Annotated in this window: 14 protein-coding genes; 1 reads left to right on the forward strand and 13 read right to left on the reverse strand. The window is 62.8% G+C overall.

Annotation, left to right across the window (positions count from 1 at the left end; translation table 11 throughout):
- Positions 1–62: 62 nt before the first annotated feature.
- Positions 63–824, reverse strand: a complete 762-nt coding sequence (locus tag pbN1_RS18620) for a DUF2189 domain-containing protein (protein ID WP_169202337.1) — start codon at positions 822–824, stop codon at positions 63–65.
- 240 nt (positions 825–1,064) lie between these two features.
- Here pbN1_RS18620 and pbN1_RS18625 point away from each other — a divergent pair, with 240 nt between their 5' ends.
- Entirely contained in the window at positions 1,065–1,550 is a 486-nt protein-coding gene (locus tag pbN1_RS18625) for a c-type cytochrome (RefSeq protein WP_169202338.1), read from the forward strand.
- A gap of 130 nt (positions 1,551–1,680) precedes the next feature.
- Here the strand turns inward: pbN1_RS18625 and pbN1_RS18630 are convergent, their stop codons facing one another.
- The 12 genes from pbN1_RS18630 to pbN1_RS18685 form a co-directional block, all read right to left on the reverse strand.
- Positions 1,681–2,046, reverse strand: a complete 366-nt coding sequence (locus pbN1_RS18630; RefSeq protein ID WP_169202339.1) for a toxin-antitoxin system TumE family protein — start codon at positions 2,044–2,046, stop codon at positions 1,681–1,683.
- On the reverse strand, positions 2,043–2,315 hold the full coding sequence (locus pbN1_RS18635) for a hypothetical protein (protein WP_169202340.1): 273 nt from the start codon (positions 2,313–2,315) through the stop codon (positions 2,043–2,045). Before pbN1_RS18635 ends, pbN1_RS18630 begins: the two co-directional genes overlap by 4 nt.
- A 2-nt stretch (positions 2,316–2,317) precedes the next feature.
- Complete coding sequence (locus tag pbN1_RS18640; RefSeq protein ID WP_169202341.1) at positions 2,318–2,875, reverse strand: nitrous oxide reductase accessory protein NosL; 558 nt, start codon at positions 2,873–2,875, stop codon at positions 2,318–2,320.
- Entirely contained in the window at positions 2,872–3,687 is an 816-nt protein-coding gene (locus tag pbN1_RS18645; protein ID WP_169202342.1) for an ABC transporter permease, read from the reverse strand. The genes pbN1_RS18640 and pbN1_RS18645 overlap by 4 nt, the downstream gene beginning before the upstream one ends.
- A gap of 4 nt (positions 3,688–3,691) precedes the next feature.
- Entirely contained in the window at positions 3,692–4,591 is a 900-nt protein-coding gene (locus pbN1_RS18650) for an ABC transporter ATP-binding protein (RefSeq protein WP_169202369.1), read from the reverse strand.
- A gap of 25 nt (positions 4,592–4,616) precedes the next feature.
- Positions 4,617–5,903 carry a nitrous oxide reductase family maturation protein NosD gene (locus pbN1_RS18655; RefSeq protein WP_169202343.1) on the reverse strand — a complete coding sequence of 429 codons (1,287 nt, stop codon included), beginning with the start codon at positions 5,901–5,903 and terminating at the stop codon, positions 4,617–4,619.
- Positions 5,904–5,919: 16 nt separating this feature from the next.
- Positions 5,920–6,348 (reverse strand): transcription regulator, encoded by a 429-nt coding sequence (locus tag pbN1_RS18660; protein ID WP_169202344.1) that lies wholly within the window; start codon positions 6,346–6,348, stop codon positions 5,920–5,922.
- Between the two features lie 26 nt (positions 6,349–6,374).
- Positions 6,375–8,549: a NosR/NirI family protein gene (locus pbN1_RS18665; protein ID WP_169202345.1), complete on the reverse strand. Its 2,175-nt coding sequence runs from the start codon at positions 8,547–8,549 to the stop codon at positions 6,375–6,377.
- Positions 8,550–8,770: 221 nt separating this feature from the next.
- A complete protein-coding gene (gene nosZ / locus pbN1_RS18670) occupies positions 8,771–10,723 on the reverse strand; it encodes a TAT-dependent nitrous-oxide reductase (RefSeq protein WP_169202346.1) in 1,953 nt (650 codons plus the stop codon).
- A 247-nt stretch (positions 10,724–10,970) separates the two neighbouring features.
- Positions 10,971–11,411 carry a hypothetical protein gene (locus pbN1_RS18675; RefSeq protein ID WP_210147582.1) on the reverse strand — a complete coding sequence of 147 codons (441 nt, stop codon included), beginning with the start codon at positions 11,409–11,411 and terminating at the stop codon, positions 10,971–10,973.
- A 97-nt stretch (positions 11,412–11,508) separates the two neighbouring features.
- Entirely contained in the window at positions 11,509–12,189 is a 681-nt protein-coding gene (locus pbN1_RS18680) for a response regulator (RefSeq protein WP_169202348.1), read from the reverse strand.
- On the reverse strand, positions 12,182–14,137 hold the full coding sequence (locus pbN1_RS18685) for a type IV pili methyl-accepting chemotaxis transducer N-terminal domain-containing protein (protein ID WP_169202349.1): 1,956 nt from the start codon (positions 14,135–14,137) through the stop codon (positions 12,182–12,184). The genes pbN1_RS18680 and pbN1_RS18685 overlap by 8 nt, the downstream gene beginning before the upstream one ends.
- Positions 14,138–14,198 lie beyond the last annotated feature (61 nt).

Consider the following 14,198-nt stretch of genomic DNA (forward strand, 5'->3'; position numbering starts at 1 on the left):
CGGGGTCCCCGCCCTCACCGCGGTGCAGGCTCCCGCCGTGGGCGAATCGAACGGCCGGACGATCAGGAGGGCGTCGGCGTCGCGGTCGGGAAGACCTTGCGGTAGATCGATTCGCTGGCGTAAGCCATCACGGGAAGGGCCGCCGTGAGGAGCAGGGGTATCGCAATCGACAGCATGATCGTCGACGCGAGGACGAAAGCCCACAGCATGTTCGCGACAAGGCTGTGGAAAACCGCACGAACGCTCGCATTGACCGCAACGACGAGGCCGGCCCGGCGCTCGATCAGCAGTGGTACCGCGTACGCGGTGACGAAGAACACGATCAGCGCGAAAAATCCTCCTGCGATCGACACCCCGAGATGAAACCGCAGCACAGTGCCCGACAGCGGAAGCAGCAAACTCCAGCCGGAACTGTTGTCACCGACCATGAAACTGTACAGGATGCCGGCGTCGGTCATCCAGATCACGAATACGAAGCCGCAAACCAGCATCAAGCCCCAAAGATCCCGCGGCGTATTCACAAACCCGGCGGCGATGTCTCGAATCCCCGGTTTGCCACCCCTGCGGCGCACCCTTGAAATCGCAAAAAATCCGGCCAGCAGGCCTGGGGCGATGAGCATGAATCCGCCAATAAGCGGTAGTCCCATGGGGCCGAACCCGAGGCTCGCCAGCGCGCCCAACAGTCCGAGGCCTGCAAGCATGAAAGTTCCGGCGTACACGACGCTGATCAGCGGCGCCGACAGGAATACGCGCAAACCCTCGCCCACCGCCGTGGCGATTTGCACGGGACGGATATGCTGCGGTTGCAGGCGGCTGGCATTCATCCGGGAGGCTCACAACGGTTCGGGATCAATTTCGGTCCCACGCGCTTTCACTCCACGATACACATCAATTGCGCGAGATGACTGGAAAAGTTGTAGGGTTGACGAGGCCCCGACTGGAGCGCTTGAATAGAATTTTCCGACTTGATTTACATCAACCTGGATCGCATACGTACACGATAGGATCACGGGTTTTAATTCGGGGCAATGCAAATATTCATCCCCATATAACAGGAGATTATAATGAGAAAATCCACAGTGATTCTTGCAGCATCGCTCGCCGCCCTTTTGTCCGCCTGCGGACAAAAGGAAAGCGACGTTCCTGCAGCCCCCGCGACGACCCCCGCACCCGCAGCAGCCCCTGCCGCACCCGAGGCGCCAGTGACTCCGCCTGCATCGGAAGCTCCGGCGGCTCCTGCAGCACCGGCTGCTTCCGAAGCACCCGCAGCAGCCCCGGCCGCACCGGTCGCGTCGGCAGCAAACGGGGCCAGCGTCTATAACAAGACGTGTTCGCTGTGCCATGCAGCAGGTGTGGCCGGCGCACCGAAGCCGGGCGACAAGGCCGACTGGGGCCCGCGTATCGCCCAGGGCAAGGACACCCTTTACAAGCACGCACTCGAAGGTTTCACTGGCTCGAAAGGCATGATGCCCCCGCGCGGCGGCGGTGCTTCGCTGACCGACGAGGAAGTCAAGGCAGCCGTCGATTACATGGTTGGAAAGTCGAGCTGAGTTCGACGAGGAACCACGGTCGTCGCGCCCTGCGTGACGGCCGGCAGCAAATGAGGGGCGATCCAATCGCCCCCCCTTTTTTTTGGCTGCAGCAGCGGGGTGCGCCCGCTCCTGCAGGCAGGCGCACGGCTCAGGGTTCGCTCTCGATTCCCAGCATGGGATTGTCGAGCAGCGCGTGAATCAGTTGTGCGACGTTATCGACGGGAGCCCGGTCGGGACGCGTCACCGGATCGGCGTGCACCTGACCGCCGGCGTCGTGAAGGTGGTTTGGAAAACTTGCAAGGTCGCGGTGCAGCGGGGCGGTGTCGATACCGGCTTCGGCGTCGCCGTATGTCCAGCGCAGCGAATAGGCGTCGGGCGCGGCGTAGCGGATGGTCAGCGTGACGCCGTTTTCGAGGGTCGCGATCAGTGCGTCCTGTTTCTGCTCGACGGGCACTGCGAGCCGTTCCCCGAAGTCCTTTTCGATGGCTGCCGCGAGTTCGATGTGCAGGCTCATTTGCGACCGACCTCCTTCAGGCATTCAGCAAGCATCGCGCGTACCGTCTCGCGGGTGTCGGAGAGGATGCGCGCACCGAGGTAGTGTTCATAGGCGGGATGTTCCGGAACCGCGCCGGTGTAGATCTGCTCGAGCAGCGCGATCTCGTCCGCCACGCCGTAGCCTTTCAGGATGGTGCTGCGGTTCTCGCGCAGTTCGTAGATCAGGCGCGAGAGCTGTTCGAGCTGGATCGCGTCTTCAGGCTCAAAGTCGTCGTAGAAATTCGCCATGGTCACATACCCTGGTCATGGAGCACGCCGCCGTCCAGTATTGCCATGGCAGGCGTGACGTCGGCAAATGCGAGGACCTTGCCGCCATGCTCTGTGGCGAATTTCTGCGCGTCCCCTTCGAGCGCGAACGAAGCGATCGTCGGCCCCATCGAACCGTGACGCGAGCTGCCGTGGACGTACCAAGCGGCTTTCGCGTCGATCCAGTGGTCGCGCGGTTCGGCCCAGTCAGCCTTGCCCATGTCCTGGACAAACAGTGCGCGCACCTGCCTCACCTGCTCCGGCTTGAAGTAGATCGCGAACATTTCCACCGTGTCGCAGAAGAAATCGGGTTCAGTGCGGTCGGCGTAGTGAATCTGCGCTTTCGGTCCCGGGTAGTCGGCGAGCAACATGCCGTCGAGCGTGCAGGAGGTGCTGCGGTCGATCTCGACCGGGACGAGCGGAGCAGGCCCATTGGTTTTCCCGCACGCGGCGAGCAGGGTCGCGGCAAAACAGACAACGAGCAGGTGGCGTACGAGTGAGCTGCGTAGCGGATTGGCGTGCGGGCGTCTTTGCGCGTTCATTTGCGAAATCTCCAGGTGGCGACAGCGAGCGGTGTCACGATCCATGCCAGCATCACCAGGCCGAGCAGCCAGGGCTCTGCGAGCGTGCGGGGGAAAACGGTGGCGAGTCCGTACAGCGTGCGGACGTCGTCGAGCGTGAAGATGTTGAGGATGCGGAACACATCGGCGGGGTTGAGCAGCAGTAGGTACGGGAAAATCTCGCCGCCGTAGCTGCCGCCCGTGACGACCAGGGCGCCGAGCAGCAGCAAGTCGAACACCAGCACGAAGAAGAACCAGGCCGCGATCGCGAGGCCGGAGGCGCGGGTACGGTCGGCAGCGAACACCGACAGCATTACCGCGATGCTCAGAAAAGCCATTCCGAGCAGCACCGAGCTCGCCATGAAGCCGAAATAATGGAACAGCGCGGGGAGGTCGAGTTGCGCCGACAGCACGACGGCAACGAGGCCGAAGCCGGCAATCGTCGAAAAAGCGAGCGCCGCCGCGAGGCCGAGATATTTGCCGAGCAGCAGCTCGAAGCGAGTGATCGGCATCGACAGCAGCAGGTCGAGCGAACCGCGCTCGCGCTCGCCGACGATCGCATCGAAGCCGAGCACTAGCGCGATCAGCGGGATCAGGTAGATCACGAGGCTCACGAGACTCGCGATCGTCACGCCGATCGAACGAAACCCGACCGCGCCCTGCTGCGCGCCGCCGAAATACGCGATCACCAGCGCGAACACCGTGAATACGAGTGCCACCGCGAGCACCCAGCGGTTGCGGATGCGGTCCCAGAATTCCTTGCCGGCGATCGTGCCGACCTGTCGCAGTTCCATGGGCCTAATCCGAAAAACCGAAGAACACGTCTTCGAGCGACGGCTCGTGGACGTGAAGGTCGAGCACCTTGTCGCCGAGCGACGCGAGTGCCTGCAGCACGAGCATCTTCGCGTCGCGCCGGCATTGCACGGCGACGTGATCCTCGCGCGCTTCGACCGCGGTGACCGGCAGATGCCCCAGCACCGTGCGGACGCGCTCGAAATCGGCCCGCGGCAGCCGCACGTGAAACCACAGCGGCAGGTCCATCTTCTCGCGCAGTGCCTGCACCGTGCCGATCGCTTGCACCTTGCCGGCCGCCATGATCGCCAGCCGATCGACCCGCTCCTGGATCTCGGCGAGGATGTGCGAGGTCAGGATCATCGTCACGCCGTCGGCCTTGAGGCCGCGCAGGATCAGGTAGAACTCGCGGATCGCTTCGGGATCGAGGCCGTTGGTCGGCTCGTCGAGGAACAGGAGCTGCGGGTGGCCGAGCAGGGCCTGCGCGAAGCCGAGCCGCTGGCGCATGCCTTTCGAGTATTCCCGGACGCGCCGCCTGGCCGCGTGCATGAGGCCGACGCGCTCGAGGACCGGCGCGCACGCGCTCGCCGGCACGCGCTTGAGGCGGGCGAAGAACTGCAGCGTCTCGAGGCCGGTGAGGTTGTCGTACAGCACGACGTTTTCCGGCAGATAACCGATCTTGCGCCGCACGGCGCGAAAGCCGCCGCCGCTCACCGGCGCGCCGTCGATGCGGATGTCGCCGGAGGTCAGGGGGACCAGTCCGAGCATCATCTTGAACAGCGTGCTCTTGCCCGCGCCATTGTGCCCGATCAGCCCGAACAGCTCGCCGCGGCCGACGTCGAGGTCGACGCCGTCAACGGCATGAACCGCACCGTAATGCCTGGTCGCGCCACGCACCGCGACGATCGCGGCCGGGCCGGCGCTGCTGCGCTCAGCGCGCGGCGGGGTAGTGCTTGTCACGCCATTTGCTCCAGTTCTCGTGTTCTGGCCGCATGCGCGGCTTCGGGTCGACGATGCTCGGGGCGCGCAGCAGCGGGAACTGCTGGCCGACGAGACGCAACGTCTGAACCGCGGGGCTGGCGAGCAGAAGTTTCATCATCGGGTGCTGCCAGGACAGGCGATCGACCATGTCGTTGGCCTCGTACGGCACGTCGCCGTGGCCGTCGCCATTGCGGTCCCAGCCAAGATAATTGCTCCAGTAATTGCCGTCCTTGACGCCCCACAATTCGTCGCGCGCCGCGACGTAGCGGACCTGCTCGCGATTCGTGATGAAATCGTTGCCCTCGACCTGGTTGTGCTTCGAGCCAGCCCACAGGTGCGTGCCGACGACGTTGTCGACGACGAGGTTGTTTCGCAGCACATTGAATTCGGCGTCGTAGATGAAGAAACCACGCTGATTGCCGGCGACGATGTTGCCTTCGACGACCGAGTCCTGCAGCGTGCGCAGCATGATACCGTGGTCGGAATTGCCCCACGCGCGGTTGTTCCGGACGATCTGCCGGCGCGCCATCATCAGCGCGAGTCCGCCGCGGTTGTGATAGGACTCGTTGTCCTCCCAGCGGTTGTCGTTCGAATTCATGTAATGCGTCCCGTAGCGGACGTCGTGGATGCGATTGCCGACGAATTCCGCATGGTGGGAGACGTCGACATAGATGCCGTCGCGGACGAAGCTGACGTGGTTGTTGCGGATTCTCGCCCCGGTCGTGTTGTAGAGCTGGATGCCGTTGCCGCGGCTCGCGGACCGGTAATCGCGCTTGCCGGTGATCACGTTCCCCTCGATCACGACGTCCTTGACGCCCTCGATCCACACTCCGAACAGGTTGTACGTGAGGTCGCAGTTACGCACCACCGCGCGCTCGGCGCCCGCTTTCATATAGATGCCCGCGTTCTGTTCGCCCAGTTTGTCCCCGGAGTTCGACAGGATGAGGCCTTCGATCGTCACGTCCGGTGCGGTGATGCGGATGACGTCCCCGACCCCGCCCGCGTCGAGCGTGGGGCGGTCGATGCCGCGCAGCGTGAGCGGCTTGTCGATCCGCAGTCCGCCTGGGTAATGGCCGCGGGCGAGGGTGATCGTGTCGCCCGCGGCAGCGCGGTCGATTGCCGGCTGCACCGGTTCTCCCGGCATGAGTTTCCAGGTTGCCGCATGCGCCGAGCCGCCGAGGAACAGCGCGAGCAGTGCCAGCCGCGCCGCGGCGCGGGCTCCGAAAAGCAGCTTCATTGCACTCTTGGCCGGCTCACAGCACAGGCAGGCCGAGCGACTTCAGCGCAATGAAGAGAGCCGCGCCGATCAGGAGGTTCTTGAAACCGACGTAGCAGATCATGTCCATCGTGTTCGCGACACGATAGCGCCGCCCCCACCACGGCCCTTCCTTGACGTACGGCTTCGAGCCGAGGCGCACGACGACTTCGAACACGCTCCAGCCGAACCACCAGCCGATGACCGCACCGGCGTGAAGCTGGCCCATCGCCGCGAGCACCCAGACGAGGCTGGCGGCAACGGCAAGGGCCAGGCCGGCGGCCTGGACTGCGCGCTGCTGCTGGAAACCGGCGCGGCTCCACGGCCAGAGGTGATCCCATATTTCTGCGGCAAGGTGGCCGATCACGCCTTCATGGTCCGCGTAAGGCGGCTTGGCGGGATCGGTGGGCATTGTCGGATTAACCATTTCGGACTCTCCACATCTTGCAGCGATCAGGCCGCTTGCGCCTTGTCGGCGGACACCGGCTTGATCGGAATATAGTAACCGTCGGTGCCGATCGGGGTCAGCGGCAAGCCGGCCTTGGTACGGCGCTTGCGTTCCTGCGACAGCGGCGGACACGCATGGCAATCCGTATAGAGCACCATGCAATCGAGGCAGTGCAGGCATTCGCGGTGATCGATGCGTCCATTCGCGTCGATCGCCAGCGAGCCGCAGCCCACCGCGCAGGCCTTGCAGCCGCTGCATTCCTGCTTGCGGTCGAGGCCGAACCAGCGGAACGTCGACGGCATCGCGAGCGATGCGCCGAGCGGGCACAGGTACTTGCAGAAGGGGCGCTCGGTGAAAATCGACAGGCCGAGCAGGCCGGCCGCGAAGAGCGTATAGGGCCAGCTGCGGTTGAACATTCCGACAAGGAAGGTCGTCTTGAACGGTTCGATTTCGGCGAGCTTCTCGGCGAGCCCCATCGAGAAGAAGGACACGGCGAGCAGGCTGAAAAACACTCCGTACTTCACCCACTTCAGACGGTCATGCCACTTCCGCGACAGGTGGAACTGGAAGCGCTTGAGCCCCACCGCGCCGCCGACCTTGTACAGCAATTCCGACAGCGAACCGAACGGGCACAGCCAGCCACAGAACAGCCCGCGTCCCCACATGAACACCGTCACGATGATGAAGATCCAGAACAGGAAGATGAACGGATCGGTGAGGAACAATTCCCACGTCCATTGGAACAGCAGGGCGTGGAACCATGTCAGCACCTGCGTGATCGACGGTTGCGCGAGCAGGCCGAATCCGACAAAGCCGATGCTGATGAGCCAGGCGCTGTACTTGAAGATGTTGACCGGCCACTTGTTGTTGCGGCTGGCACGACGGGTGAGGCGGTCGCGGAACCCGTAGAGCGTGCCGACGGCGACCAGCAGCGCCGCAAACAGGCCGATTTCGATGGCGCGCGCCTTCCACACGCGGACCCACGGCGCATCGGGCTTGATGACTTCGGGGCGGCCGCCTTCGAGGTAGATTTCCGGCAGCCAGTATTCGGAGTCGAAGTTCACAAAGCTGCGCGTGCCGGTCGCACGGTCGACGCGGTTGCCGAGGAACACGAATTTCCACGGGTAGGCTGCGGAGAAAGCTTTCGAGCGGATGATGAAAATCGACGACTCGTTGAATGCCGGTGCGCCGGCCGCTTCGAGACCGTAAAGATTGACCGCGTCGAGGTCGCGGAACGTGAAGGAGTCCGCGCCCTGGCGGACCTGGACGCGATCGTAGATGCCGCCCCGGACGAAACCCGAGCCCTTGAAGGATTCGATCCCCCCGGCACGAATCACGAACAGTGCGTGCTCGCCTTCCTTCAGGCGGCTCATCAGGCTGCGCCACGGGCCGTCGCCGAGAACGGCGCGGCCGACGTCCGGCTGATTGAGGTACCCGAACCAGAGATCGATGAACGGCTTGCCGCCGCGCGGCAGTCCGACCTGTTCCGGAGTCACGACGAGGCGTTGGACGCTGCCTTCATTCACCAGCTTCGTCCAGTCGGGCTTGACGCCGGTTTGGACGAACTTCGCCGGTTCGCGCACCGTCGGCTTGAGGATGCCGACCTGGCGGGCGACGTTCGTCCCGGAGGTCATCATCACCTGGTTCTGGGCGATCACGGTGACCGTCGCGCCGGAGATCGCGTCGAGGCCGATGAGGTTCTCCTCTGGACGGGACTGGCCGATCTCGATGTTGTCGCCGACGAACTTGCCGAGGTATTGCTGGTTGAAGCCGATCAGTGCCGATTCCGGAATCCCGAGCAGGAGGATCGGTTCGGAATGCTTCAGCACCTTCACGCCGGTAAAGCGACCCGCGGTGTCCATGCCAATCAGCGTGACGACCGGTTTGCCGGAGTACGCGGGGGTATCGGTGATGTCGGTCGACAGCATCACGTAGCCGATCTTGCGCTTCTGGCCGTTTTCTTCAGCGTAACCCTCGACGTACGGCGGCTGTCCCTTGCGTTCCGAGAAGGACGTCGCGCCCGGCAACACTTCCGCACAGGGCACGTAGTCGCACATCTTGGGCGAAGTGCCGAGTTCGTCCGGAAGGTTCGCCTCATACGCGTCGGCGAGGGCGACGGATGCAGGCAGGACCAGGGCGAGGGACAGCAGGATGCTACGAAATACAGCGGGGAATTTCATGATGCTTACCGTTTGGAGGGGTTTAGGGCGCAGTGTAAAAAACCCTATTCCCTGTGTAATTGTTCCTGGTCAATTAATAAATTAACGACTGCTGAAATACCAGGAAAAACAACGCTCGTTCGGGGGTCTCGAGCACCAGCGCGCTTCCGGTTCAGACGTGTGGGAGTATTGATACTGCCGGAGACGACGAGTCTCCGGCAGGTCATGCAAGATCGGAAAGCTTACGCCTCGACGATCATGCGGCTGCGCATTTCCAGATGCAGCGCGTGACAGAAGTGGGTGCAGTAGCACCAGTACACGCCGGGCTTGTCGGCGATGAACGTGACCGACTTCGTTTCCTGCGGGCTGACGACGAAATTGATGTCGTGCTTCGGGATGGCGAAGCCGTGAGTCAAGTCCTCGACCTTGTCGTGGTTGGTCAGGATGATCGTCACTTCGTCACCCTTCTTGACCCTGAATTCGCGCAGGCTGTAAGCGGGCGCCTGGCTCGTCAGCTTGACCGTGACTTTCTTGCCTTCGCGGAACACGCCGGATTCCTTCGGATCCTTCACCGCGTTCGGGAATTCGTCGAGGGTGTACACCTGGCGCGTCTTGATGATGTCGCGCCGGATGACGATCGAATCGTGTGGTTCGGACGTCACCGAATGGTCGGCGACCAGCATCATCTTGTCGCCGCTGATGTCGATCATCTGTGCCGTTTCCGGATGCAGCGGACCGACCGGCAGGAAGCGGTCCTTGGAGAACTTGTTGTCCGAGATGAAGTACTTGCCGTCCGCCTCTTTGGTCTCGCCCATCGACGTGAAGCCGTGGCCCGGCTGGTAGTGCACATCGATCCGGTCGACGACCGGAGTAGCGGTCTTGTCGCCTTGATACGACTTGATCGCTGCTTCGACGTTCCACTTGACGATCTGGCTGTCAAGGAACAGCGTGGTGTACGCATTGCCCTTGTTGTCGAAACCGGTGTGCAGCGGGCCAAGGCCGATTTCCGGCTCGGCGACGACGCATTCGCGCGCTTCCTTCACGCCGCCCTCAAACCATTTCAGGATCTGCTCATGGGAGATCACGGTCGCTGTCGGAGAAAGCTTGCCCGAGCAGGCGTAGTATTTTCCGTCCGGGCTGATATTGACACCATGCGGGTTCTTCGGAATCGGCACGTAGCAGGTCAGCGCGGTCTTCGGATCGGCGTTCGACGCCCTCAGGCCGTCGACCACGGGGACCTTGGAATCGCCGATGTAGGTGACTTTCCCCGCCTTGACTGCTTCCTCGATGCGCGCGATGTTGAAGAACAGGCACGCATCCCACTCGGCGGCCATCGTTTCTTCGTAGTGGACACCCATTTCGATGTTGTACTGGTTCGTGCAGGCAAGCTTGCCGTCGTACGAACCGGCGACGAGGTCGCAGTTACCGTCGATCAGCACCTGCCAGCGTACTTCCATCGATTCCGCGTCGACGCATGAAAACACCGAACGGTATGCGGCGACGTCGTCGAGGCCGTGCCCGTCGTTCGGCAGCGGAATCGAAAATTCCGTGCCGCAGAAGACGCGCGTGGTGTGGTTGATCGCGGGATCGACCGGGTCGCGCTTGTCAGGGAACGTGCCGTGAAAGCCCTGGACGTTTGGCAACTCGGTGATCTTGTCGCACTCCATCGTGTCAAGACGCACGCGGGCGAGCCGACCGTGGATCTTGTCGTTCACCCAGAGGTATTTGCCGTCATAGGTGCCGTCGGTATACGACGGGTGCACGTGGTGGGTGTCGCCGGTCCGATACTTCACGCTGCCGTCGGGCTTGGTGCCGATGATCGCCTTCGATTCGTTGGTGATGCCCCAGCCGACCATGCAGTCCATGTTGAACACCGGGATGCTTTTCAGCTGGCGCCCGGACGGCAGACCGTAGATGCGCACGTCGCCCGAGTGGCCGCCACTCGAGAATGAATAATAGGTATCGAGCTGACCAGGCGCGACTTCATACTTGCCGACCTCGTGGGCAGGCGCGGCTTCGGCAGGCGCCGCAGCCGCGGGCGCGGCGGACGGCGCCTGCTCCTGTTTGCACGCGGACAGTCCGACCGCTAGCCCGGCCCCGGCAAGACCGGTAAATGCTGCGGTATTGAGGAATTTTCGACGGCCGGGGTCCGGCTGGCCGTCAAGCTTTTGATCCTGGTTTTGATCCTGGCTCATGTGGTCGACTCCGTTCTACAAGATGATCAATATTCGCTGAGGCCTGCTCTCTTGCCGGGAGAGTGGCAGAGCGCACAGTAACATGCTGTTACAACAAACGTCATATTCCTTCGTGCGACGTACTAATGAAGGTGTCTAATGAGTTCCTTGATCGAGGACAAGGACGCCGGTGATGCAGAATTTGCCCGCGCTCGGCAGGGTATGGGTGGGCGTTGCTGCCGCCTGACCGGGCGCGACCCATCGGAATTCACGCTTGTGCAACGGAGACGAAAATCATCACCATGAGCGGTATCCAGAGGACCACGGCGACGCTGTATACCATGTATGTCACGTGCAGCGCCTCGAGATCGCCCCCGATTTGCAGCTCCCTGCGGATATCGCGATAAAGGGTGCGCAGCGCGACGAAATGTGCGAGCAGATGCACCGCGACGAGTGCGGCGAGGCTTGGAATCGCAAGGACGATTGCCGACGCCCAGAGCGGGGACGCAGCGCGCGCGGCGATCAGGTAAGCCTGTCCGGGCGCCGGACGCGGTTTGTCGACGGGAGTCGTGAGACGCAACATTCCGGCGAAGAGGTGGACCGAGGCTATTTCGGCGGCAAAAACCAGCAGCGCAGCCCATTCCCAATTCGACGACGCCGGGTTCACGCGGTAGATCCCGGGGTGATCGCGCATCGCCAAGACGATCATGAAGGGCGGAATCAACGCAAAAGGGAGTACCGCGCGACCGAATATAGTGAGACGTGAAGGGCCTGATGTTTCCAATCGATTCTCCGTCAACTGCGCATCAGCCCTCGGAATCCTGCACGATTCCCTGTTCAACGGCAAAAACCGCGGCCTGCACGCGACTCGTCAGGTTGAGTTTGCGCAGGATGTTCTGTACGTGGATCTTGACGGTACTTTCAGCCAATTCGAGCTGGCGCGCGATTTCCTTGTTGCTTTGCCCGCGCGCAATGAAAGTGAGGATTTCGCGCTCGCGCGGGGACAGCTTGTTGAGTTCCGATGCGACCACCGTCTGGACCGCGGTTTTCGGCGGCAGTTCGCCGCGTACGCCTTTCAGAAGTTTCCCCATCATCTGCGGCGAGATCACGGATTCGCCCGCGGCTGCCTTGTTGATGGCCGCGATCAGCGCGTCGGCCTCGATATTCTTGAGAAGATAGCCGCAGGCTCCCGCGCGCAAGGTTTCGATGAGATCCTCGGCATCTTCCGACACCGTGAGCATCAGGACGTGCGAACCCGGCGACTCTTCCGCCATCATCGCGGCGGCGTCACGCCCCGACAGGCCGGGCATGTGCAGGTCGAGCAGCACGACATCGGGCTTGAGTTGGCCGGCGCGCTTGACCCCCTCCATGCCGTCTCCGGCCTCGCCGACGATTTCGAACTCCGCATGGCGCTGCAGCAGCGACTTGATACCGCTGCGGAAAAGGGCGTGGTCGTCGACCAGGAGAACGCGGATCGGATCAGGCATCGATGAGGCTTTCCTTTTTGGTGCGGGAAAGTTCGACGCGGATTTCGGTGCCTTTGCCGCGTGCGGAACGTATCGAGAATCGCCCGCCGATGCGCAGCGTCCGCTCCCTCATGATTTCGAGCCCGATGTGGGCTTCCTGCGCCGCGGTGCTGCGGTCGGTTTCATCGAAACCGACGCCGTCGTCGCGAACGACCACCGAAAGTCCGTCGACGCCGCGGCGGATCACCACTTTCACGGATCGGGCATTCGCGTGCTTGCGCACGTTCGACAGCGCTTCCTGAACGATATAGAGAACCTGGGTCTCGGCTTCCGCATCGAGCGGAGCCGCATCACCCAGCACGTCGAGGTCGGTAGCGATGCCGGTCTGTTCGGCCAGGCGTCGCAGGGTCGCGGTGATCGCCAGGCCCAAGTCCTGTTTTTCGACGCGCGTGCGGAAATGCACCAGCAGTTCGCGCACGTCGTCATAGCTCTCCTGCACGCCCTGGCGCAGCATCGCCAGCGTGTCGCGCGCTTGGCCGGCCTCATTGCGGTCGAGCGCGTCCTCCAGCATCTGCACTTGCAAGTTCATGAAGGCGAGACCTTGTGCAATCGAATCGTGCAGTTCGCGCGCGAGCAGGTTGCGCTCCTCCGACACGGCCAGTTCGCGCCCGCTCGCCTGCAGGCGCTGATTCTCGATCGCGATGCCCAACTGCTGGCCCAGCGTTTCGAGCAGCAGCCGGTCGGAGTCGGAAAGGGACCGGGCGTCGGCGAAATATAAATTGTAGATGCCGAGGGTCTGTTTGTTCGCGGTAACCGCCGTGGCCGTGATGACCTGGAAACCCGCCCGCCGGCATACCCACAGCGTCAGGGACGGATCCGGGGCGCTCAATTCGGACACCAGTGATGTCCCGCGCCTCACCGCTTCGCCGCACAGGCATTCGCCGCATTGGAGCACCGCCTCGCGTTCGATGAAATCGCGGTCGAGTCCGTTGTGCACGGTCAGGCAGAGATTCTCGGAGCCGCTGTCGAGCAAGCGCACCGAACTCGCAGCGGCCCCGAACGTCCCCTGGACGCGCCGCAAAAAGCCCCGGCAGAGGCTGTCCACGTCATTGGGCTCACGCAGAAAAGCGCCGATATCGTAGAGGATTTCGAGTTCGCGGTTCTTTTCCTCAAGGCTGCGCGTCTTTGCCGCGACCCGCTCTCCGAGCGTGGCGTAGAGCCCCTGCAGGTGGACCGCCATGCGGTTGAAGCCTTCCGACAGTTCGCCGAATTCATCGCTCGCGAGCACCGGTACGCGGGCGTTGAAATCCTCCTCCTCCATGCGCTTCATGCCGTCCTGCAGTTCGCACACCGGCTGGATCACCAGCACGAAAAAGAAACGGATCAAAACCAGCGTACCGATGATCGCCAGCGCGATCAGGGACACTTGCGAGGCGCGCAGGATATCGGTATTGCGGGCGTAGCTGCGCTCCATCTTGAGCACGACTTCGTTGATCCCGGCGACGAAGTTTTTGACGGTGCGATCGAATTCGGGCAGACCCGCGCGGCGGCGCACGGGGTCGGGTACGGTAATCAGATCGGTAAGCACCGGGCGCAGATGCAATGACCAGAATTCAGCCATGTCGTCGAGGTCCGCGGGAATGTCGTTGTCGCGCGGAATGAAAAGCGGCCGGTGCGGGTCGCCGCGGCGAAGTTCGCCGAGCACCCGTTCGAAGTCGTCGAGTTCAGATTTCAGGGAAGCGGCAAAGGCGACCTGATCGTTCGAGGTCGCGGCCGAGCCGCGCGCCAGCAGGTGGTCGATGCGATAGGCTCGCATCCGCAGACTGCCGGCATCGTTGATCGCGGCGGCAGCCCCTTCGAGTTGCCAGGAGATGAACAGCGTCAGGCCGATCGCGGTGAGTGCGACGAGAAAAAACACCAGCAGAATGCCGGTGATCTTGGTGGCCAGACTGTTGCGCAGACGCAGCATGAACGCTCATTGCGAAAGAAGGCTAGCAGACTACGATGCAAGTCCTTCTCGAGCAAGAGCG

The organism is Aromatoleum bremense, assembly GCF_017894365.1.
In the GTDB taxonomy this organism is placed as follows: domain Bacteria; phylum Pseudomonadota; class Gammaproteobacteria; order Burkholderiales; family Rhodocyclaceae; genus Aromatoleum; species Aromatoleum bremense.

Excerpts from the sequence above, each read along its gene's own strand:
- pbN1_RS18640 (WP_169202341.1), bottom strand. The coding sequence starts at position 2,875 with ATGAACGCGCAAAGACGCCCGCACGCCAATCCGCTACGCAGCTCACTC.
- pbN1_RS18685 (WP_169202349.1), bottom strand. The coding sequence starts at position 14,137 with ATGCTGCGTCTGCGCAACAGTCTGGCCACCAAGATCACCGGCATTCTG.
- pbN1_RS18655 (WP_169202343.1), bottom strand. The coding sequence starts at position 5,903 with ATGAAGCTGCTTTTCGGAGCCCGCGCCGCGGCGCGGCTGGCACTGCTC.
- nosZ (WP_169202346.1), bottom strand. The coding sequence starts at position 10,723 with ATGAGCCAGGATCAAAACCAGGATCAAAAGCTTGACGGCCAGCCGGAC.
- pbN1_RS18665 (WP_169202345.1), bottom strand. The coding sequence starts at position 8,549 with ATGAAATTCCCCGCTGTATTTCGTAGCATCCTGCTGTCCCTCGCCCTG.
- pbN1_RS18625 (WP_169202338.1), top strand. The coding sequence starts at position 1,065 with ATGAGAAAATCCACAGTGATTCTTGCAGCATCGCTCGCCGCCCTTTTG.
- pbN1_RS18680 (WP_169202348.1), bottom strand. The coding sequence starts at position 12,189 with ATGCCTGATCCGATCCGCGTTCTCCTGGTCGACGACCACGCCCTTTTC.
- pbN1_RS18620 (WP_169202337.1), bottom strand. The coding sequence starts at position 824 with ATGAATGCCAGCCGCCTGCAACCGCAGCATATCCGTCCCGTGCAAATC.
- pbN1_RS18645 (WP_169202342.1), bottom strand. The coding sequence starts at position 3,687 with ATGGAACTGCGACAGGTCGGCACGATCGCCGGCAAGGAATTCTGGGAC.
- pbN1_RS18660 (WP_169202344.1), bottom strand. The coding sequence starts at position 6,348 with ATGGTTAATCCGACAATGCCCACCGATCCCGCCAAGCCGCCTTACGCG.
- pbN1_RS18675 (WP_210147582.1), bottom strand. The coding sequence starts at position 11,411 with ATGATCGTCTTGGCGATGCGCGATCACCCCGGGATCTACCGCGTGAAC.
- pbN1_RS18635 (WP_169202340.1), bottom strand. The coding sequence starts at position 2,315 with ATGGCGAATTTCTACGACGACTTTGAGCCTGAAGACGCGATCCAGCTC.
- pbN1_RS18630 (WP_169202339.1), bottom strand. The coding sequence starts at position 2,046 with ATGAGCCTGCACATCGAACTCGCGGCAGCCATCGAAAAGGACTTCGGG.